Source organism: Phenylobacterium sp., assembly GCF_036563285.1.
Lineage (GTDB): Bacteria > Pseudomonadota > Alphaproteobacteria > Caulobacterales > Caulobacteraceae > Phenylobacterium.
In genome coordinates this window covers 277,843-297,300 of sequence record NZ_DATCMR010000005.1, presented here as the reverse complement: position 1 = coordinate 297,300, position 19,458 = coordinate 277,843, and the positions used below count along the sequence as shown (strand labels likewise).

Here is a 19,458-nt window from a genome sequence, read left to right as displayed (position 1 = left end):
CATGTACATCAAACTAGCCCTGCTCCTGGCCAGCCTGGCCGCCACCCCCGCCGCCGCCGGCGACATCACGCTCACCTTCGAGACCGCCGAGCCCAAGGGCCAGGTGATGGTGGCGCTCTACGCCTCCGAGGCCGACTACGACGGCAACAAGCCCCGCGTCGCCCAGATGGCCTCGGCCGCCGCGGCGCCCGTGAAGGTGAGCTTCAACGGCCTGCCGCCCGGCCGCTACGCCGTGAAGTCGTTCCACGACCTGAATGGCGACGGGAAGATGAACGCCAACGCGTTTGGCATGCCCATCGAGCCGCTGGGCTTCTCCAACAACGCGCCCGTGCGCATGGCCGCCCCGAGCTGGGGCGAAACGGTCTTCGAGGTGGGCGCCGACGGCGCCGCCCAGACCATCAAGCTTCAGTAGGAACGCACCCATGGACCTTTCCCGCAGGACGCTCATCTCCGGCGGCGCGGCGCTGAGCGCCACCGCCATCCTCTCCCCCGAACGGCTCTGGGCCGCCGAGGCCGCCGACTGGGCGCTGGCCGTCTCCGACGTCGAGGCCGACATCGCGCCGCGGGCGCTGCGGCTGGTGCACGGCCGCGCGCCGGCCGGGCTGACCGGCACGCTCTACCGCAACGGCCCGGCCAAGTTCCGCTATGGCGCCGGCGAGGCGGCGCACTGGTTCGATGGCGACGGCCTGGTGCGGGCCTTCCGCATCGGCGACGGCCAGGCGCGGCTGGCGGCGCGGTTCGTCGATACGCCCAAGCGCCGCGCCGACCAGGCAGCCAACGCGCTGGTCACGCCCGGCTTCGGCACCACGGGCAGCGCTCGCGCCCGGGTCGGGGGACCGGACGACCTCAACGCCGCGAACACCGCTCTGCTGGCGGTGGGCGGCCAGCTCTGGGCGCTGTGGGAAGGCGGCTCGCCGGCGGCGGTCGATCCCGAGACGCTGGCCACCAAGGGCTTCGTCACCCTGCGCGACGACGCCAAGGGCATGCCGTTCCTGGCGCACCCGCGGGTGGAGCCGGACGGCCGGGTCTGGAACCTCGGCATGAACGGGCGCCAGGCGGTGATCTGGCGGCTCTCCGCCAGCGGGGCGCTGGAGGACATGAAGGTCATCCAGCTGCCGCGCTCGAGCTACGTCCACGACTTCACGGCGACGGACCGGGAGCTGGTGATCATCCTGCAGCCCTGGGTGCGGGAGAAGCTGGTGACGCCGCTGGCGGCAGGCATGGCCTGGAAGCCGGAGCTGGGCACCCAGGTGGTGGTGATCGACAAGGCGGACCTCACCAAGCGGCGCACCTACGAGCTGCCGGCGCTGTTCTTCTTCCACCTGGGCGACGCCTGGCGGGAGAGCGACGGCACCATCCGCTTCGACGGCTGCGTCTCCGACGACGGGGCGTTCGTCACCAAGCACGTCGCCAGCATGACGGCGGCGAAGCCGTTCGAGGGTTCGGCGCCGAAGAACTCGATGTTCGTGCTGCACCCGAACGGCCGCGCGGAGATCATGAAGGGGAGCCGCACGGCGGAATTCCCCCGCACCGATCCTCGGTTCGCGGGCCTCGACCGCCGCTACACCTGGCACGTCACCGGCGAGCGCAGCGACCGTCCGCTGTCGGACGGCGTTGGCGTGACCGACTGGCGGACGGGACGGACCCAGTCGCACAGCTTCGGGACGCGGCAGCTGTCGGAAGAGGCGGTGTTCGTGCCGCGGCCCGGGTCCTCCGCCGAGGGCGACGGCTGGCTGGTGGGCACAAGTCTGAACCTGAAGGCGAAAGCCACCGAGCTGCACGTCTTCGACGCCCGCCGCGTCGCCGACGGGCCGCTCTGCACCTGGCGCAGCGACGTCGCGTTGCCGGTGGGCTTCCACGGGGTGTTCGTCAGCGCCTAGGGGTTTGCTTACAGCGTCAGCTGACGGCATGGTGCGCCCCTTTTCGAGACAGGGGAGGGGCGACCAATGAATCCCAACGCCGAGTTCGACGTGATCGTGTGGGGGGCCACCGGCTACACCGGTCGCCTAGTCGCCGAGCACCTGGCGAAGCGCTACGGCGTGGGCGGCGAGGTGAAGTGGGCAATGGCCGGCCGCTCGCCCCTGAAGCTGGAAGAGGTGCGCGACGAGATCGGCGCGCCCAGGGACACTCCGCTGATCGTCGCCGACGCCGCGGACCCGGCGAGCCTGGACGCCATGGTTCGCCGGGCCAAGGCGGTGATCACCACGGTGGGCCCCTACCAGCTCTACGGCAACGAGCTGGTGGCCGCGTGCGTCGCCGCCGGGACCGACTGCCTGGATCTCACCGGCGAGCCCAACTGGATGCACAAGATCATCGGCGAGCACCACGAGGCGGCGAAGAAGTCGGGCGCGCGGATCGTGCATTCCTGCGGGTTCGACTCCATCCCCTTCGAGCTGGGCGTCTGGTTCTGCCAGGAGACGGCGAAGGCGAAGCTGAGCGGGCCGGTCCCGCGCGTGAAGGGCCGGGTGCGCGGCATCAAGGGCGGGCTTTCGGGCGGCACGGCGGCCAGCGGCAAGGCCACCATGGCGGCCATCCAGAAAGATCCGTCGGTGCTGGGCGTGATGATGAACGACTTCGCGCTGACGCCGGGCTTCCAGGGCCCGCCGCAGCCGCCGGCCAACCAGGTGATGGCCGACGAGGACGTGGGCGGCGAGGTGGGGCCGTTCATGATGGCGGTGATCAACGCCAAGAACGTGCACCGCTCCAACTTCCTGATGGGCCACCCCTATGGGCAGGACTTCCAGTACGACGAGATGGCGATCGTCATCCCCGGCGCGCCCACCGATTTCACGGCCATGGGCGACGGCGGCCCGCGGCCCGGCGAGGGGCCGACCAAGGAGGAGCGGGAGACCGGCTTCTTCGACCTGCTGTTCATTGGCCTGGCCGCCGACGGGCGGAAGGTCCGCGTCTGCGTGAAGGGCGACAAGGATCCCGGCTACGGCTCGACATCGAAGATGCTGGCCGAGGCGGCGATCTGCCTGGTGCAGGAATGTGCGGATGTCGAAGGCGGCGTCTGGGTCCCGGGCGCAGCGATGCAGGGCAAGCTGGTGGACCGGCTTGAGAAGAACGCGGGGCTGACGTTCGCGGAGGAATAGCTAGGGTGCGCGCATGCGCATCCTGGTCCTCCTCACCGCCCTGTTCTTCGCTACTGCCGCGGCGGCCGCGCCGCCGACGCAGGAAGGCGATTTCCGGATCAGGGACTTTCGATTCCGCACCGGCGAGACCCTGCCGGAGCTGAGGATCCACTACTACACGGCCGGCACGCCGCGCCGCGACGCGCGGGGCAAGATCACCAATGCGGTCCTGCTGCTGCACGGCACCGGCGGCAACGGTCGCTCGCTGCTGGCGCCGCAGTTCGCCGACGTGCTGATGGTCCCGGGCGGGCTGCTGGACCCGGCGAAGTACTTCGTCATCCTGCCTGACGGCCTGGGTCACGGGCAGTCGTCGAAGCCGTCGGACGGTCTCCGCGCGCGGTTCCCGAAGTACGACTACGCCGACATGGTGGAGACCGAGCACCGGCTGGTGACCGAGCACCTCGGCATCGAGAGGCTGCGGCTGATCCTCGGCACCTCGATGGGCTGCATGCACGCGTTCATGTGGGCCGAGCAGTGGCCCAACGCGGCGCAGGCCCTGATGCCGCTGGCCTGCCTGCCGGCGGAGATCGCCGGGCGAAACCGGCTCTGGCGGAAGATGGCCATCGACGCGGTCACGTCGGACCCGGCCTACCGCGGCGGCGACTACACCACCCAGCCGGCGCAGGGGCTGCGCACGGCGGCGGGGCTCCTGATGGTGGCCGGCGCCGCGCCGCTGCCCATGCAGATCTCGTATCCCAAGCGGGAGGCGGTGGACCGCTACTTCGAGGAGCAGGTCGCCGCCCGCGCACGGGGCATGGACGCCAACGACTTCATCTACCAGGTGGACGCGTCGCGCACCTACGACCCGTCGAAGGACCTGGAGAAGATCACCGCGCCGATGACCTGGATCAATTCGGCCGACGACTTCATCAACCCGCCGGAGCTGGGCATCGCGGAGGCGGCGGCGAAGCGTCTCAAGACCACGCGGTTCAAGCTGCTGCCGGCGACCCCTGAGACCCGCGGCCACGGCAGCCACACCTGGGCCAACCTGTGGAAGGACGATCTCGCGGACCTGCTGAAGCGGTCCGAGCGCAAATAACTCCGCTCGTCCCCGCGACGGCGGGGACCCAAGCCGACTACCGGGAATGCCGCGTCGGATCGCTCGCCAACGGACAAGCCGCTTGGATCCCCGCCTTCGCGGGGACGAGCGGGATTGATGCTCAGCGCCCGAGGGGCTGCCCGGCGAAGTCGATCACACAGAGCGAGCCCCACTCCTTGTGCGGCGCGCAGCTCACGCCGGCGGCCTCGTGGCCCTCGGTGAAGATGTTCCTGCGGTGGCCGCGGTCGGGGACGCCGGTATCGACGATCAGCTGGCGCACGACGGCGCGCGGGTCGTCGTAGCCGTAGGAGATGTTCTCCGCCGCCATGCCGACCTTGATGCCGTGGATCTGCAGGCGCTTGCCGAAGGTGACGCCGCCTGGGCTGGTGTGCCCGACCTCGCCGGCGCGGCCCTGGGCGGTCGCATGCGCCCGCGCCGCCTGGGCGAGCTTGCTGTCGGGGCTGAGCGGCGGGAGCGGCTTCTGGCGGGACAGGAACTGGATGGCCTCGGCCACGTCGCGCGGATCCTCGCCGATCATCTCCGGCGCGCGCTGGCGCAGCACCTTGGCGTATTCGGCGGGACGGGTGCGGGCGAAGTTCACCTCGTCCAGCACCTTGGCCTCGAGAGCTCCGGCCGCCGTGGCCGGCTGGGCGAAGCAGGTCACGGACAGGGCGCCGAAGACGGCTGCGACAGCGCAGGATGCGCGCATGCTTTGACCCACTCTACCAATAGCCCCCGCGTGGGACTTAGCGGCCGCGGCGCACGAGGACGCCTAGGCGAGGCGCCGCACCCCCTGCGGCCCAAGCGCGCGGGGCGGCTGGGGGGACGTCGGGTGTCGCGGCGTCAACATGGATCGGGGCTATTGCTGAAGAAGCAGTGTGGGAGGGGCGCCATGAAGGACTTCACGGGGCGGTTCGCCGTGGTCACCGGCGGGGGCACGGGCATGGGCCGCGAGCTCGCCCGCCAGCTGGTCGCCGAGGGCTGCAACGTCGCGATGTGCGACGTCTCGGCGAAGGCCATGGCCGAGACGGTGGCGCTGATCGAAGCCGACCGGCCGCCGCAGGGCACGCGGGTGACGGCCCACATCGCCGACGTCTCCGACGAGGCCCAGCTCTTCCGCTTCCGCGACGAGGCCCAGGCCCAGCACGAGACCGACCGGCTGAACCTGCTGTTCAACAACGCCGGCATCGGCGGCGGCGGCAGCGTGGTCAACGACAGCCGCGAGGAGTGGGAGCGGACGTTCAACGTCTGCTGGGGCGGGGTCTACCTGGGGGTGCGCACCTTCCTGCCGATGATGCTGGCCGCCGACGAGGCGCACATCGTCAACACCTCGTCCGTCAACGGCTTCTGGGCAAGCCTGGGGCCGACCATCTCCCACACGGCCTACGCCGCGGCGAAGTTCGCGGTGAAGGGTTTCTCCGAGGCCCTGATCACCGACCTGCGGCTCAACGCGCCGCACATCAAGGTCTCGGTCGTCATGCCGGGCCACATCGGCACCTCGATCGTCGCCAACTCGCGCAAGGTGCTGACGCGGCGCGACGAGGACCAGCTGTCGCCGGAGGACCTGGCCCGCGCCCGCGCCCGCATCGCCCGCATGGGGATGAACGTGGACCTGATGAGCGACGATGCGATCCAGGCGATCGCGGCCGAGCAGCACCGCCGCTTCCTGGAGGAGGCGCCGACCACGGCCGCCGAGGCCGCGAAGATCATCCTCGACGGCGTGAAGGCGGAGCGCTGGCGGATCCTTGTGGGCCAGGACGCCCACAAGATGGACGAGCTGGTCCGCGCCGACCCGGAAAGGGCCTACGAGCCGGAGTTCTTCCAGGTGCTGGCCAAGGAAGCCGGCTGGAAGCTGGGCGGCTAGATCAGCGCCAGGGGCGTCTTCGCCAGGTCGCCGAGGTAGGCCTCACGGGCCTCGGCCATGTGGGCGCGGGCCTCGGCGGTGCGGCCGAGCTTGGTCTCCGCCTCCGCGAGCACCTTCAGCGCCAGCCCGTCCTGCGGCCAGCCGGCCAGGCTGCGGCGGGCCTCGGCGGCGGCGTGGGCGTAGCGGCCCTGGGCGAGCAGGGCCGCGGCGAGGCTGCGCCGGACGGGGTACCACCAGGGCGGCGGATCCATCATGTCGCGCATGCGGGTGTCCTGGAACTCTGCGGCGGCGCTGTAGGCCTTCACCGCGCGGGCAAGGTCGCCCGACAGGATGGCCTCGCGGCCTTCCAGGACCAGCTTCACCAGCGTCTGCAGGTTCTGCACCTGGCCGGCGTTGGCGCCCTCGGCCTTGAGCTCGGCCGCGAGCTTCGCCTCCTCGCTCACCGCCGCGACGTCGCCGCGGGCCGCCGCCGCCTCGCCGCGCGCGTAGTGGCGCATCAGCCGCATGGCGGTCTTGTCCCGGGCGGGCTCCGGCAGCGCCAGAGCCCGGGCCGGGTCGAACCGCCCGTAGGCCACGTAGCTGCGGGCGACCGCGAAGTCGCGCTGCTCGGCCGGCACGCTCATCGGATAGGCCAGCGGCACGTGGTCGGCGAACTTCAGCGCCAGCGCCCCGTCGCCTGCCATCATCGCCCCGCCGAGGCCGAACGAGAAGTTGTGGTTGTAGTAGAGCGCCCCGCCCAGCGGCCCCGGCGCGTTCTGGGCCCGGCGGTAGCGCGCCTCGACGCCCAGCGCCTCTGCGTTCAGCTGGGCCGCCTCGTGGTACCGGCCGACCCGGAACAGGGTGTGGGCCGGCATGTGGACGAGGTGGCTGGCCATGGGCGCGATTTTCGCCAGCCGCTCGGCGTAGGGCACGGCGACCGCCGCCCGGCCGGCGAACTCGGTGGCGTGGATGTAGAAGTGGATGGCGCCGGCATGGTCGGCCTGGCGGTCGAGGACGCCGTCGAGCAGCTGGATGGCGCGCTCCATGCCCGAGCGGTCGTTGCGGCGGGCTGGCAGCATCCAGGCGTGGGCGGCCAGGACGGCGAGCTCCGGCTCGTCCGGGTTGCGGACGGCGATGGCGTCCATGGCCTTGGCGTAGGCGGTGTCGGCCGTCTCGCCCTTCGGCGGGGCGTAGCGCAGCTTCAGCGCCGCGATCAGGGCCTTGTCGCGCTCCCCGGCGGGCAGCTTCTCGGCCTTGTCGAGCAGGGCCTTAGCCTTCTCGACCTCCTCCTTGCCGGCGGGGATGTTGAGGTTGTCGCTGCGTGACCAGGCTTCGCCCCACAGGCAGACGGCGCACTGCGGGTCGGCGGCCACGGCCTTGGCAAAGGCTAGCTTGGCGTCCTCGTGGTAGAAGCCGTCGGCCAGCTGAAGGCCGTAGTCGAACCAGGCCTGGGCTTCCGGATTGCTCGTGGCGATGGGCATCCGGCTGTTGCCGACACCGGCTTCGCGCTTGATCTCGCGCGGGCCTGCGCCGCCCGGCGTGTTCTCCGCCCCGCAGATATAGCCGATGGCCTGACGGCTGGCGTCCGGCGCCGTGGCGGCCGAGGTCAGGCCGGCCAGGGCCATGATCAACAAGCTCTTCCGCAACACGGCGGTCCTCCCCCAATGCGCCGACTATAGGCACGACTATGCAACAGCAGAACAGGTTGCTGGCGGAGCCGGAGGCAGTCGCGATCAAGCGGGGACTCCGAGATCCTGCCCCCACTTCCCCACCCTGGCCGCTTTCGCGGCCTGTCCCTGCCCATTAAGGGAGGGAATGCAGTTCAGTGGGGATGTCTTCATGCGTGCGTTGCTCGTCGGAACCGCTCTCGCCGCCACCTTGGCCGGTGTGGCGCTGGCCCAGGTGCGGGAGGTCGGCAACGTGGTGTTCGACGGGGTCGTGCCGCCGTCCCCCGAGCTGCAGGCCAGGCTCGCGCCCTACTACAACGCCCGCTCCGCGGTGTTCGAGGACTGGCTGCCCGACGGCTCGATCCTGATCGCCACCCGCTTCGGCGAGACGAACCAGATCCACCGCGTCGCCCGGCCGGGCGCGGCGCGCACCCAGCTCACCTTCTTCTCCGAGCCGGTGAACAGCGCCTATGCGCAGCCGGGGGCGCAGCGCTTCCTCTATCCGCGCGACGTGGGCGGGGCGGAGTATTACCAGGCCTGGCTGCGCGACCTCTCGGGGCGCGAGGTGCAGCTCACCGCGCCCAACACTCGCAACGAGAACTTCAAGTTCTCCAAGGACGGGCGGCTGGTGGCCTGGAGCCAGGTCACGCCGGGCGATCCGGACTACGACATCGTGGTCGCCAATCCGGCCGACCCGAAGACCCGTCGCACCGTCCACGAGGGCAAGGGCGCGATGGCGGTGGAGGACGTCTCCGCCGACGGCCGCCGGATCCTGGCCAGCCGCTACAACTCGGCGACCCACGTGGAGCTGTTCGTGCTCGACGTGGCGTCCGGCCGGCTGACGCCCGTCGGGCCGCAGGACAGGAAGGCAGCCTATGTGGGCGCCAAGTTCAGCGGGACCAGCGTGGTGGCGCTCTCCGACTATGGGACGGACGTCACCCGGCCGGTGGCGATCGACCTCGCCAATGGCCCGCTGCGCGACCTGGAGCCGGGCGCGAGGTGGGGCTCGGAAGACCTCGACGTGAGTCCTGACGGGCGGGTGCTGGCCCAGGCGGTGAACGAGGAGGGCTGGTCGAAGATCGTGCTGCGCGACGTGGCCACCGGTCGGGTCCTGCCGGGTCCCACCCTGCCGAAGGGCGTGCTCACCGGGATGGGGTTCTCGCCGGACGGCGCGAAGCTTGGACTGTCGCTCTCCACCTCGACGGCGTCGGGCGACGTGTGGAGCTACGACCTGAAGACCCGCGCGCTGACCCGGTGGACCCAGAGCGAGCTGGGCGGCCTCGACCCGGCGCGCCTCGTGGAGCCGACCCTGTTCCGCTACCCCACCTTCGACGGCCGCTCGATCCCGGCGTTCATCTACCGTCCGAAGACCGCGCGCAGCGGGAAGCTGCCGGTGGTGATCCAGATCCACGGCGGACCGGAGAGCCAGGAGCTGCCCAACTTCAACCCGCGCCGGCAGTCGTGGGTGAACGAGCTGGGCGCGGCGGTGATCATCCCCAACGTCCGCGGCTCCTCGGGCTACGGCAAGGCCTTCATGGACCTCGACAACGCCGCCAAGCGCGAGGACTCGGTGAAGGACATCGGCGCCCTGCTCGACTGGGTGGCGAAGCAGCCGGACCTGGATGCGTCCCGCGTCGCCGTGGTCGGCCAGTCCTACGGCGGCTACATGGTGCTGGCCGTGGCCGGGCACTACAACGACCGCATCGCCGGCGCGATCGACCTCTACGGCATCTCCGACTGGGTCACCTTCCTGCAGAACACCGAGGGCTATCGCCGCGACCTGCGCCGCGCCGAGTACGGCGACGAGCGGGACCCCGCGATGAAGGCCGTCTTCGACCGCATCGCGCCGATCCGCATGAGCGAGCGGATGAAGAAGCCGATGATGGTGTTCCAAGGTGCGAACGATCCCCGGGTGCCGCGCACGGAGAGCGAGCAGATGGTCAGGAAGCTCCGCGGGCAGGGGACCGACGTCTGGTACGTGCTGGCCAAGGACGAGGGCCACGGCATCTCCAAGAAGGCCAACCAGGAGGCGGTGCGCGCCACCGAGGTCGCCTTCCTGAAGAAGGTCCTGAGGATCGACTAGCGCGCGGCCTCGAGGCAGTCGACGGGCCGACGCTCGGTGGTCGTGCGGCCAAGCTCGCGGTCGTAGACCCAGCGCTGCATGAAGCAGCCCTGGCTCGATCCGTCGGCATAGGGCCCGTACCAGCCCTCCGCATCCGGTTGCACGGACCCGGGCGGCGGGAGGACCGGCTCGGTGCTCACCGACTGGTAGAGGACCCTGCGCCGGGAGTCGGCGACCACGGCCGCGCCGATCACCAGGCCCACCAGCCCGGCGACCACTGCCGCGGCGGCCGCGTCGCCGTCGTCGTGATGGCGGTGGTGACGGCCATGCCGGTGGCGGTCGGCGAACGTCGGGGTGGTGATCGAGCTCGCCAGGGTCAGCGCCGCGAGCGCGGCGGTGAGCGGCCTACGCATGTCCAATGTCTCCAGCCTGCTGGTCAGCGGGATGCCCCAGCCTTGCCCGACCCTCACAAGCCCTGCCTGAACGCCGGCTGAATGGTGAAGCTTGTTGGGAATTGGCGGTCCCGGTGCTTCAATGTCCGCGACGAGGGAGGCTCCCATGCTGAAGTGGCGCATCGGCGACGTGACCGTCACCCGCATCCTGGAGCTGGAGGCGACCGGCGGGACGCGCTTCATCCTGCCGGACGCCACGCCGGAGGCGGCGCGCGAGATCGGCTGGCTCTATCCCCATTTCGCGGACGAGAACGGCAAGCTGCGGATGAGCGTCCACGCGCTGGTCGTCGAGACGCCCGGCCGGCGGATCATCGTCGACACCTGCATCGGCAACGACAAGCAGCGGGACATCCCCACCTGGTCCAACCTGCAGACCGGCTTCCTGAAGGACCTGGAGGCCGCGGGCTATGCGCCGGAGAGCATCGACACCGTGCTCTGCACGCACCTGCACGTGGACCACGTCGGCTGGAACACCATGCTGGTGGACGGCAGGTGGGTCCCGACCTTCCCCAACGCGCGCTACCTGATCGGGCGGGCCGAGTACGACTACTGGCGCGCCGAGGACGAGGGCGCCGACCCCGAGCGCTCGTCGTTCCATGACAGCGTCAAGCCCGTGTTCGATGCGGGCCTTGTCGACCTGGTCGAGACCGACCACCGGGTCTGCGACGAGGTGCGTCTGGAGCCGACGCTGGGCCACACCCCGGGGCACGTGAGCGTCCGCATCCGGTCGCAGGGCGAGGAGGCCCTGATCACCGGCGACTTCGCCCACCACCCTTGCCAGCTGGCGCGACCCGAGTGGGCGAGCCGCTCCGACTACGACCAGGAGGTATCCACCGCCACGCGCCGGCGGATGTTCGGCGAGCTCGCCGCCTCCCAGGTCCTCGTGATCGGCACCCACTTCGCAGCCCCCACCGCCGGCCACGTGGTCCGCGACGGCGAGGCCTGGCGGTTCAGCGTCTAGTGCTTGCCCCGGGCGCGGAGGACCACGGCCATCACGGCGGCCAGCGCCCCGCCCACCACCAGCCCGACGACGGATGAGCCCACCGCGTAGGCGAGCCAGCCGGTCACGGCGCCGACGCCGGGGACGCCGCCCGCCCAGTGCGAGAAGCCCTCCACCAGGCCGGGCACGACCGGCACGTGGTACTCGTGCAGCCCGTGCACGATGATCCCGCCGCCGACCCACAGCATGGCGGCGGTGCCGACGGTGGCGAGACCGCTCAGCACGACCGGCATGCCCTTCACGAGCCAGGAGCCCACGCGCTTGCCGAGCGCGCTGTCACGGCTGGCCATGTGCAGCCCGATGTCGTCCATCTTCACGATCAGCCCCACGACGCCGTAGACGCCGATGGTGATGGCCAGGCCCACGACCGCCAGGGCCGCGGCCTGGATCGCGAACGGCCGCTCGGCGACGTCGGCCAGGGCGATGGCCATGATCTCGGCCGACAGGATCAGGTCGGTGCGGATGGCGCCGGCGACCTTCTGCTTCTCCAGCTCCGCGGAGCTCAGCGCCAGCTCCTGCGGCTCGTCGGAATGGTCCTCGTGGCGCACCGCCTCGAGGATCTTCTCGGTGGCCTCGAAGGCCAGGTAGGCGCCGCCGATCATCAGCAGCGGCGTCACGGCCCAGGGCGCGAACGCGCTGAGCAGCAGGGCCCCGGGGAGCAGGAAGAAGAACTTGTTGCGCAGCGACCCCAGCGCGATCTTCCAGACGATCGGCAGCTCGCGGTCAGGCGTGAAGCCCATGGCGTAGCCCGGCGTCACCGCGGTGTCGTCCACCACCACGCCGGCCGCTTTGACGCCCGCCTTGCCCGCGGCGCCTGCCACGTCGTCGATCGAGGCGGCGGCGATCTTGGCGATGCCCGCCACGTCGTCCAGCAACGCCACCAGTCCCGAGGCCATGCGCGATCCCTGAAAAGCCGCTCCGCCTCCTCCTTAGGGGGCGTCGCCGCGCCGCGCCAGCGGGAGGGTCCGTCTACCTGATTTGGGGAGCGGGGGCTTCCCTCTCGCCGTTCCGGGCCTTAGCAGATCAAATGATGCCACGCCTGCCGCGCGACCCGCTAATCAGCCGCCATCCCGCCCCGCTGACCGCGCGCCAAGCCCGCGACGAGGTCCGCCACGCGGGCAAGATGTTGCGCCGCGTCCCGGCGGCTCATCCCTACGGCATCCTGCCGCTGTGGACCCCGTATCCGGTCGCCAGGCTGGTTTCCGTGATCGTAGAGCGCTGGCGGCCGACCGTCCGTCCCGCGATCCTGGTCAGGCCGCCCGCAGCCCCTGTGAAGCGCCGCCGCTCAGCCGTGTCCCGACGGAAGACGCCGGCCTAGGCGGCGCGCGACGACTGGCCGCCGTCGTTCGCATTTCGTTCCCAGCCGATTCCGCGCTACAAACTGCCGGTGACCGCCCCCGTCGCTTCCCTGGATCTCGCCCCCGCGCTCGTCGTGCTGCCGGGGCCGCGCGCCGCCGTCGCCGATGCGGCGGGCGCTCGGACGCTGCGAGCGCCCGCAGCCCGAGACCTCGTGGAGAGCGGGCCGGTGCTGCTGGCGCATGCGGCCATGACCGCCCGCCGCCTCGGGCTCAACGCGCCGCCGCGCAGCCCGCGGATCTTCGACGCCCTGGAGCTCTTCGCCTTCGTGCGGCCCGCCCGGTTCTGCGCGCCGTCGGCTGCGGGGCTGGCGCAGGCGCTGGGCCTGCCCGAGCCCAAGGGCGCCGAGGCGCAGGCCGCGGCGCTCTCCGACGCCACCCGCCTCCTGCTGGCCGAGCTCGCGAGCGCGCCCGAGCCCACCCGCGAGGAGGCCCTGGCGCTCGCCGAGACCCTGGCGCGGGGCGGCTGGTCCTGGGGCATGGCGACCGTGGCGGCGCTGCGCTCGGCGCCCGTGGGCAACGCCTTCCGCTCCTCCGGGCTCGATGTCTGGAGCCGCATCCTGGAGTGGGAGGCCGAGGCGCCGCCGGGCGAAGCCGGCTCGAAGCCGATCGAGCCGCAGCACGCCGCCGACCGGCTGAAGGAGCTGCTGCAGCGGTCCGGGCTCGACGAGGCGCGGCCGGCCCAAGCCGAGTTCGCCGTGGAGGCCGCCTTCGCCTTCCAGCCGCGGGAGAAGGAGGGCGAGCCCAGGATGATGCTGGCCGAGGCCGGCACGGGGATCGGCAAGACCCTGGGCTACCTTGCGCCGGCTTCCCTCTGGGCGGAGGCGAACGGGCCGGCGGTGTGGGTCTCGACCTACACCCGCGCCCTGCAGCGGCAGATCGAGCGGGAGAGCCAGTCGATCTACCCCGACCCCAAGGTGCGGGCGAAGAAGGCCGTGGTCCGCAAGGGGCGCGAGAACTACCTCTGCCTGCTGAACTTCCAGGACCAGGCCAACCAGGCGCAGCTCGGCGCCGCCGACCTAGTCGGCATGGGCCTGGCCGCCCGCTGGGCCCGCGTCACCCGCGACGGCGACATGACCGGCGGCGACTTCCCGGCCTGGCTACCGACGCTGTTCGCCGTATCGCCCGCCGCGCAGGCCAGCCCAGGCAACCTGGTCGACCGCCGCGGCGAGTGCGTCCACGCCGGCTGCCAGCACTACCGCACCTGCTTTGTGGAGAAGGCGATCCGTGGCTCCAGGCGGGCCGACATCGTCATCGCCAACCACGCCCTGGTGCTGACCCAGGCCGCCTTCGACGGGGCCCGCGCGGCGCGGGGTTCCAAGGCCGACGCCGAGACCAGCCAGCTGAAGCGAATCGTCTTCGACGAGGGCCACCACCTGTTCGACGCCGCCGACAGCGCGTTCTCCGCCGCGCTCTCGGGCGCGGAGGCCGCCGAGCTGCGCCGCTGGATCCGCGGGCCCGAGGGCCGCGGCCGCCGCGGCCGGGGCCTGGAGGCGCGGCTGATGGACGTGATCGGCGACCGCGACGACGCCAAGTCGGCCCTACTGGACGCCACCCGCGCCGCTGCCGCCCTGCCGGGCGAAGGCTGGTCCGGCCGCATCTCGCCGCCGAACGGCGAGGTGAACCCCATGGGGCCCATCGAGAGCTTCCTCGTCGCCGTGATGGAGCAACTACGGGCCCGCGCCGCGCCCTCGGAGGTCGGCATGGAATGCGCCGCCCGACCGGCGCTGGATCTCGTGCGCGACACCGCCCGTGAGGCCGCCGCGGCGCTCGGCCGGGTGGAGGCGCCGCTGCTGGCGCTGGCCCGTTACCTGGAGGACATTCTGGACCAGGAGGCGGCGACGCTGGGCGCCTCGGAACGGGCGCGGATCGAGGGCGCCCTGCGCGGCCTGGACCGGCGCGCGCGGATGACCCTGCCGGCCTGGCGCTCGATGCTGCGCGCCATCGACGAGGACGCCGAGGACGATCCGGACTTCGTCGACTGGTTCGACGCCACCTTCCTCTACGGCCGGGTGGTGGACGCCGCCTGCCGCCGGCACTGGGTGGACCCCACCGAGCCCTTGGCCAACGCGGTGATCGCCCCGGCGCACGGGGTGCTGGTGACCTCGGCCACCCTCGCCGATCCGACCCTGGACGACCCGTTTGCCCTGGCTGAGATGCGCACGGGCGCCGCGCGCCTGCCGGACCGGCCGAAGACCCTGAAGCTCGCCTCGCCGTTCGACTACGCCAACCAGGCCCGCTGCTTCGTGGTCACAGACGTGGGCCGCGAGGACCCGCGGCAGGTTGCGGCCGCGATGCGCGAGCTGTTCCTCGCGGCCGGCGGAGGGGGGCTAGGCCTGTTCACCGCGATCCGGCGCCTGCGGGCCGTGCACGAGCGGATCGCCGCCCCGCTCGCCGACAAGGGCCTCGCGCTCTACGCCCAACACGTCGACCCGTTGGAGGTGGGCGCCCTGGTGGACATCTTCCGGGCTGAGGAGGACGCCTGCCTGCTCGGGACCGACGCGGTGCGCGACGGGGTGGACGTGCCGGGCCGGTCCTTGCGCCTGCTGGTCTTCGACCGCGTGCCTTGGCCCCGGCCGGACATCCTGCACAAGGCCCGGCGCATGCGCTTCGGCGGCAAGGGCTACGACGACGCGGTGGCCCGCGGCCGCATCGCCCAGGCCTTCGGCCGGCTGATCCGCCGCGCCGACGACAAGGGCTGCTTCGTCATGCTGGACGCCCAGGCGCCCACCCGGCTGTTCTCCGGCTTGCCGGGGGGCGTCGAGCTGCAGCGCGTCACCCTGGTGGAGGCCATCGAGGCGGTGGGCGAGTTCCTCAGGCCAGCTCGCGGCTGAGGCTCTCCAGGATCATCGTCCAGCCTTCGCGGTCCTGTTCGACCCACTCCGGCGGGACGTCATCGTGCGTCAGCACCAGCTCGCACCCGGCGCCCTCGCGCCTGATATCGATCGTCACGCGGGTCATGGTCGGGTCGAACTGCGGCACGCCGAAGGTGAAGACCAGCCGGCGCGGCCGGGCGATCTCGAGGTACTCGCCGACGTGGACGATGTCCTCCTGGCCTTCGCGCCGGTCGACGATGTTGAACCGGCCGCCGACGCGGGCGTCGATCTCGCAGACCACGACCTCGCTCTTGCTCGTGGTGAAGAGGAAGCGGCGCGCCACGGCCGGGTCGAGCCAGGCGTCGAACACCTTCTCGGGCGGGAAGTCGTAGCGGCGGGTGACGGTGAGCTCAGCCATGGTCATCCTCCTGCAGGACGGCGTCGAGCCGGTCGAGCGTGGCGGTCCAGAGCCGCCGGTGACGCTCGATCCAGTCGGCCGCCTCGTCGAGCGGCTTGGGGTTGAGGGTGAGGTAGTGGTCGCGGCCCTGCACGCGGCGGCGGACGAGGTCGGCCCGCTCCAGCATGCGGATGTGCTTGGAGACCGAGTTCAGAGAGATCGGAAACGGCGCGGCCACGTCGGTCACGCGCGCCTCACCCGCCGCGAGCCGGGCCAGTATGGCGCGCCGCGTCGGGTCGGCTAGGGCGGTGAGGGTCGTGTCCAGCAATATTCACCTCTAAGGGTGAATATTGGGCAAAAAGAAGAGCGGCGCAAGCGGCGCCGCTCCAGTGGGCTCTTCTTGGGTTACTGGCCGGCGCGGGCGCGCATGGCGGCGAAGACCGCCTCGAGCTCGGCGACGGAAATCTTGCCGTCCTTGTTGGTGTCGACGGCGTCGAAGCGCTCGGCCGGGCGGCCGGCGGCGGCCCACTCGTCCTTGCTGATGGCGCTGTCGCCGTCCTTGTCCATGTTCTTCACGACGTCGGCCGGGGCCGGCATCTGGGCGTTCGCTGCGCCGGCGGCGAAGAGGGCGACCGCGGCGGCGGCGAAGATGATCTTGCGCATGAAAGCTCCTGATGTGCGGCCGGCACAGAGCGCCGGTCTTGTTGCGCGGGTATTGCGCGCCAGTGTCAGAACTTGGCGTTCAGGGCTGGCGGTGATCGCGCCCGAAGTTCGGCTCGGGCGTCTCCTGCCCGGCGGCGATGACACCGCGGCGGATCTCGCGGGTGCGGCTGAACAGCTCGAACAGCTTGTCGCCCTCGCCCCAGCGGATGGCGCGGGAAAGCGCCTGCAGGTCCTCGGTGAAGCGCCCGAGGATCTCCAGCACCGCCTCCCTGTTGGTCAGGAAGACGTCGCGCCACATGGTGGGGTCGGACGCCGCGATCCGGGTGAAGTCGCGGAAGCCGCCGGCGGAGTACTTCATCACCTCGGCTTGGGTCACCCCCTCCAGGTCGGCGGCGGTGCCCACGATGTTGTAGGCGATCAGGTGGGGCAGGTGGCTGGTCACGGCCAGGACCAGGTCATGGTGGCGCACGTCCATCTGCTCGACGTTGGAGCCCAGCGCCGTCCAGAAGGCGGTGAGCCGCGCCACCGCCTCGCGGTAGGGGGCGTCGTCGCGCTCCTGCGGCGTGAGGATCAGCCAGCGGTTCTGGAAGAGCTCGGGGAAGCCCGCGTCGGGGCCCGACTGCTCGGTGCCGGCGATCGGGTGGCCGGGTATCACGAAAACGCCCTCGGGCGCCGCCTCCTGCAGGGCCTCGGCGACGGAGCCCTTCACCGAGCCGACGTCGGTGACGGTGACGCCGGGCTTCAGCGCCGGCGCGGCGGCCTTCATGGCCTCGCCCATGGCCAGCACGGGCACCGCGAAGACCACCAGGTCGGCGTCGCGAACCGCCTCGGCGATGTCGCCGGTGACGGTGTCGGCGAGGCCCAGGTCGGCGATGCGGGCCCGATGCTCCGGCTTGGCGTCGGCGACGGCGACCTCACCGACGGCGCCGGCCTGGCGGGCGGCGCGGATCACCGAGGAGCCGATCAGGCCGCAGCCGACCACGGCCATCTTCGGGTAGATCGCCTGGCCCATCCGCTCAGGCTTTCATGAATTCGGCGAGCGCGTCCACCAGGGCGCGGTTGTGCTCCTCCAGCCCGATGGTCAGGCGCAGGTGGTCGGGCAGGCCGTAGCCGCCGACCAGGCGCACCAGCAGGCCGCGCGAGGTCAGGAACGCCTCCGCATCGCTGGCGGTCTTGCCGGGGGCCTTCGGGAAGCCCACCAGGAGGAAGTTGGCCGCGCTCGGCCCCACGCTCTCCAGGCCGATGCCGCCCAGCTGCTGGGCGAGCCAGGGCCGCCAGCGCTCCACATGGGCGATCGAACGCTCCTGGAACTCCACGTCCGCCAGGGCGGCCACGGCGGCGACCTGGGCCGGGACGTTGACGTTGAACGGCAAGCGGATGCGCTCGCACGCCTCGATGATCTCAGCCGGTCCGTAGCCCCAGCCCACGCGAAGGCCGGCCAGGCCATGCAGCTTGGAGAAGGTGTGGGTGACCACCACGTTCGCCGCCCGGCGCGCGAGGTCCAGTCCATCATCGTAGGCCGGATCCAGGGCGAACTCGCCATAGGCGCCGTCGAGGATCAGCAGCACGCTGGGCGGCAGGCTGGCGTGCAGGCGTTCGATCTCGGAGAACGGGACCCACGTGCCGGTCGGATTGCCCGGGTTGGCCACGAAGACGATGCGGGTGCGCTCGTCGACCGCCTTCAGGATCTCGTCGACGTCGATCCGGTAGCCGGGCTCCGGGACCGAGCGAATCTCCGCCTGGCAGGCGCGCGCGCCGATGGCGAAGGCGGCGAAGGCGTATTCGCCCTGCACCACGTTGTCGCCGGGCTCCAGGAAGGTCTGGTTGAGGATCGCGAACACCTCGTCCGAGCCGCAGCCGAACAGCAGCCGCTCCGGCTCGAGCTTGTAGGTCTCGGCGATCGCCTGGCGGATGATGTTCGAGCGCGGGTCCGGATAGACGTGCAGCCTGGCGATGGCGTCGGCGTAGGCCTCCTGCGCCCTGGGACTGGAGCCCAGCGGGTTCTCGTTGGCCGAGAGCTTGACCGGGTTCTCGATACCCTCGGCCTTGGCCTTGCCCGGCACATAGGCGTGGATCTGCATGATCCCCGGCTTCGGCATGGGGCGGGGCGCGCTGGCGCGGTCGGTGGTCAGGTCGTCGGCAGGCATCGGATGCGAAGAAGAAGCCTCTGGAAGAGAGGCGCCCTCTTACACGTCCAGCGCGGCGGGCGCAGCCCCGATCACGCCGGAGAGCCGGCCCGGCGCCCGGGTCAGGCGCTCGTCGTCGGCCATGTAGTAGCCCGCCAGCACGAACAGCTTGAGCCCGCCCGTCTCGGCCAGCAGGGTGGCGGCCACGCCGTCACGGCTGAGCGCGTCCATGATCTTCGCCGCCGGCTGGGCGGCGTCGGTGACCCAGAAGGTGCGGTCGTCACCGGAGGGCTCCACCTCCACCTCCGCCACGGCGAGCGCCGAGAGCGGCCCCCAGGCGGCGAGGCAGGGGAGGGCCGCGAACACCTTCAGCTTGGGTTCCGCCAGCAGGCGGCCCCACCAGGCGCTGTCGGGAGCGAGCGTACAGACGGCGACGCCGCCGGGCGTGCGGGCGGCGGCGAGCGCCTCGTCCGGCTTGGCGACCTGGCGCAGCGGCGGCGCCGCGCCGAAGCGTAGCCGCGCCAGCTCCACGGCGCGGCCGGCGTCCTTGCCGCCCCAGACGGTCAGGTGGAAGGGGCCCTGCAGTTTCAGGCTCTCGCCGATCAGTTCGCGCCAGACGCGCACGATCAGCGGCGCGGTCGCCCCCTGCCGCGGCCTCGACAGCAGGCGGCGCAGGAGCTGGGCCTCCCGGGCGGGCTTCAGGCCGAAGCGGCCGGCCTCGCCTGCGGCGGCCTTGGCGGCGGCGACGGCATGGGCGAGGCCCGCCCGCTCGTCGAGCAGCTTGAGCAGCTCGGCGTCGATGGCGTCGATGCGCGCGCGGACCTCGTCCAGCGACGGCGGCGCAACGGGCGTCCTCTCGGCCTCGGCCATTTTCTCCCCCGAAACGAAGGCTCGCGACCTAGGT

19 protein-coding genes are annotated in these 19,458 nt (G+C 71.6%); 9 read left to right on the top strand and 10 right to left on the bottom strand.

The window, feature by feature from the left end; all coding sequences use genetic code 11:
* The first annotated feature begins 1 nt into the window (after window position 1).
* From VIL76_RS04645 to VIL76_RS04630, 4 genes are all read left to right on the top strand, one after another.
* Window positions 2-412, top strand: a complete 411-nt coding sequence (locus VIL76_RS04645) for a DUF2141 domain-containing protein (protein WP_332043827.1) — start codon at window positions 2-4, stop codon at window positions 410-412.
* 10 nt (window positions 413-422) lie between these two features.
* Window positions 423-1,880 (top strand): carotenoid oxygenase family protein, encoded by a 1,458-nt coding sequence (locus tag VIL76_RS04640; RefSeq protein WP_332043826.1) that lies wholly within the window; start codon window positions 423-425, stop codon window positions 1,878-1,880.
* Window positions 1,881-1,946: 66 nt separating this feature from the next.
* Complete coding sequence (locus VIL76_RS04635; protein ID WP_332043825.1) at window positions 1,947-3,095, top strand: saccharopine dehydrogenase family protein; 1,149 nt, start codon at window positions 1,947-1,949, stop codon at window positions 3,093-3,095.
* Window positions 3,096-3,108: 13 nt separating this feature from the next.
* Entirely contained in the window at window positions 3,109-4,173 is a 1,065-nt protein-coding gene (locus VIL76_RS04630; RefSeq protein WP_332043824.1) for an alpha/beta fold hydrolase, read from the top strand.
* A gap of 121 nt (window positions 4,174-4,294) precedes the next feature.
* Here VIL76_RS04630 and VIL76_RS04625 read toward each other — a convergent pair whose 3' ends face one another.
* Entirely contained in the window at window positions 4,295-4,882 is a 588-nt protein-coding gene (locus VIL76_RS04625; protein WP_332043823.1) for a CAP domain-containing protein, read from the bottom strand.
* A 183-nt stretch (window positions 4,883-5,065) separates the two neighbouring features.
* On the opposite strand from VIL76_RS04625, the gene VIL76_RS04620 reads away from it, so the two are divergent.
* Window positions 5,066-6,037, top strand: a complete 972-nt coding sequence (locus tag VIL76_RS04620; protein WP_332043822.1) for an SDR family oxidoreductase — start codon at window positions 5,066-5,068, stop codon at window positions 6,035-6,037.
* Here VIL76_RS04620 and VIL76_RS04615 read toward each other — a convergent pair.
* Window positions 6,034-7,647, bottom strand: a complete 1,614-nt coding sequence (locus VIL76_RS04615; protein ID WP_332043821.1) for a hypothetical protein — start codon at window positions 7,645-7,647, stop codon at window positions 6,034-6,036. The genes VIL76_RS04620 and VIL76_RS04615 overlap by 4 nt on opposite strands.
* 208 nt (window positions 7,648-7,855) lie before the next feature.
* Here VIL76_RS04615 and VIL76_RS04610 point away from each other — a divergent pair, with 208 nt between their 5' ends.
* Complete coding sequence (locus tag VIL76_RS04610) at window positions 7,856-9,766, top strand: S9 family peptidase (protein WP_332043820.1); 1,911 nt, start codon at window positions 7,856-7,858, stop codon at window positions 9,764-9,766.
* On the opposite strand, the gene VIL76_RS04605 is transcribed toward VIL76_RS04610, so the two are convergent.
* Window positions 9,763-10,158 (bottom strand): hypothetical protein, encoded by a 396-nt coding sequence (locus VIL76_RS04605; RefSeq protein ID WP_332043819.1) that lies wholly within the window; start codon window positions 10,156-10,158, stop codon window positions 9,763-9,765. The two genes, VIL76_RS04610 and VIL76_RS04605, sit on opposite strands and share 4 nt — an antisense overlap.
* A 145-nt stretch (window positions 10,159-10,303) precedes the next feature.
* Here VIL76_RS04605 and VIL76_RS04600 point away from each other — a divergent pair, with 145 nt between their 5' ends.
* Entirely contained in the window at window positions 10,304-11,158 is an 855-nt protein-coding gene (locus VIL76_RS04600; protein ID WP_332043818.1) for an MBL fold metallo-hydrolase, read from the top strand.
* On the opposite strand, the gene VIL76_RS04595 is transcribed toward VIL76_RS04600, so the two are convergent.
* Window positions 11,155-12,093 (bottom strand): DUF808 domain-containing protein, encoded by a 939-nt coding sequence (locus tag VIL76_RS04595; RefSeq protein ID WP_332043817.1) that lies wholly within the window; start codon window positions 12,091-12,093, stop codon window positions 11,155-11,157. The two genes, VIL76_RS04600 and VIL76_RS04595, sit on opposite strands and share 4 nt — an antisense overlap.
* 131 nt (window positions 12,094-12,224) lie before the next feature.
* On the opposite strand from VIL76_RS04595, the gene VIL76_RS04590 reads away from it, so the two are divergent.
* Window positions 12,225-12,515 carry a hypothetical protein gene (locus tag VIL76_RS04590; RefSeq protein ID WP_332043816.1) on the top strand — a complete coding sequence of 97 codons (291 nt, stop codon included), beginning with the start codon at window positions 12,225-12,227 and terminating at the stop codon, window positions 12,513-12,515.
* 69 nt (window positions 12,516-12,584) lie between these two features.
* The gene (locus VIL76_RS04585; protein WP_332043815.1) at window positions 12,585-15,386 is read left to right on the top strand and encodes a helicase C-terminal domain-containing protein; all 2,802 of its coding nucleotides are present in this window, start codon (window positions 12,585-12,587) and stop codon (window positions 15,384-15,386) included.
* Here VIL76_RS04585 and VIL76_RS04580 read toward each other — a convergent pair.
* From VIL76_RS04580 to VIL76_RS04555, 6 genes are all read right to left on the bottom strand, one after another.
* Window positions 15,367-15,786 (bottom strand): SRPBCC domain-containing protein, encoded by a 420-nt coding sequence (locus tag VIL76_RS04580; RefSeq protein ID WP_332043814.1) that lies wholly within the window; start codon window positions 15,784-15,786, stop codon window positions 15,367-15,369. The two genes, VIL76_RS04585 and VIL76_RS04580, sit on opposite strands and share 20 nt — an antisense overlap.
* Window positions 15,779-16,093, bottom strand: a complete 315-nt coding sequence (locus VIL76_RS04575; protein ID WP_332043813.1) for a metalloregulator ArsR/SmtB family transcription factor — start codon at window positions 16,091-16,093, stop codon at window positions 15,779-15,781. The genes VIL76_RS04580 and VIL76_RS04575 overlap by 8 nt, the downstream gene beginning before the upstream one ends.
* A 77-nt stretch (window positions 16,094-16,170) precedes the next feature.
* A complete protein-coding gene (locus VIL76_RS04570; RefSeq protein ID WP_332043812.1) occupies window positions 16,171-16,428 on the bottom strand; it encodes an EF-hand domain-containing protein in 258 nt (85 codons plus the stop codon).
* Between the two features lie 79 nt (window positions 16,429-16,507).
* Window positions 16,508-17,440: a prephenate/arogenate dehydrogenase family protein gene (locus VIL76_RS04565; protein WP_332043811.1), complete on the bottom strand. Its 933-nt coding sequence runs from the start codon at window positions 17,438-17,440 to the stop codon at window positions 16,508-16,510.
* A gap of 4 nt (window positions 17,441-17,444) precedes the next feature.
* Complete coding sequence (gene hisC, locus VIL76_RS04560) at window positions 17,445-18,575, bottom strand: histidinol-phosphate transaminase (RefSeq protein WP_332043810.1); 1,131 nt, start codon at window positions 18,573-18,575, stop codon at window positions 17,445-17,447.
* Window positions 18,576-18,614: 39 nt separating this feature from the next.
* Window positions 18,615-19,424, bottom strand: coding sequence for a chorismate mutase (locus VIL76_RS04555; RefSeq protein ID WP_332043809.1), 810 nt, complete (start codon window positions 19,422-19,424; stop codon window positions 18,615-18,617).
* Window positions 19,425-19,458: the final 34 nt, after the last annotated feature.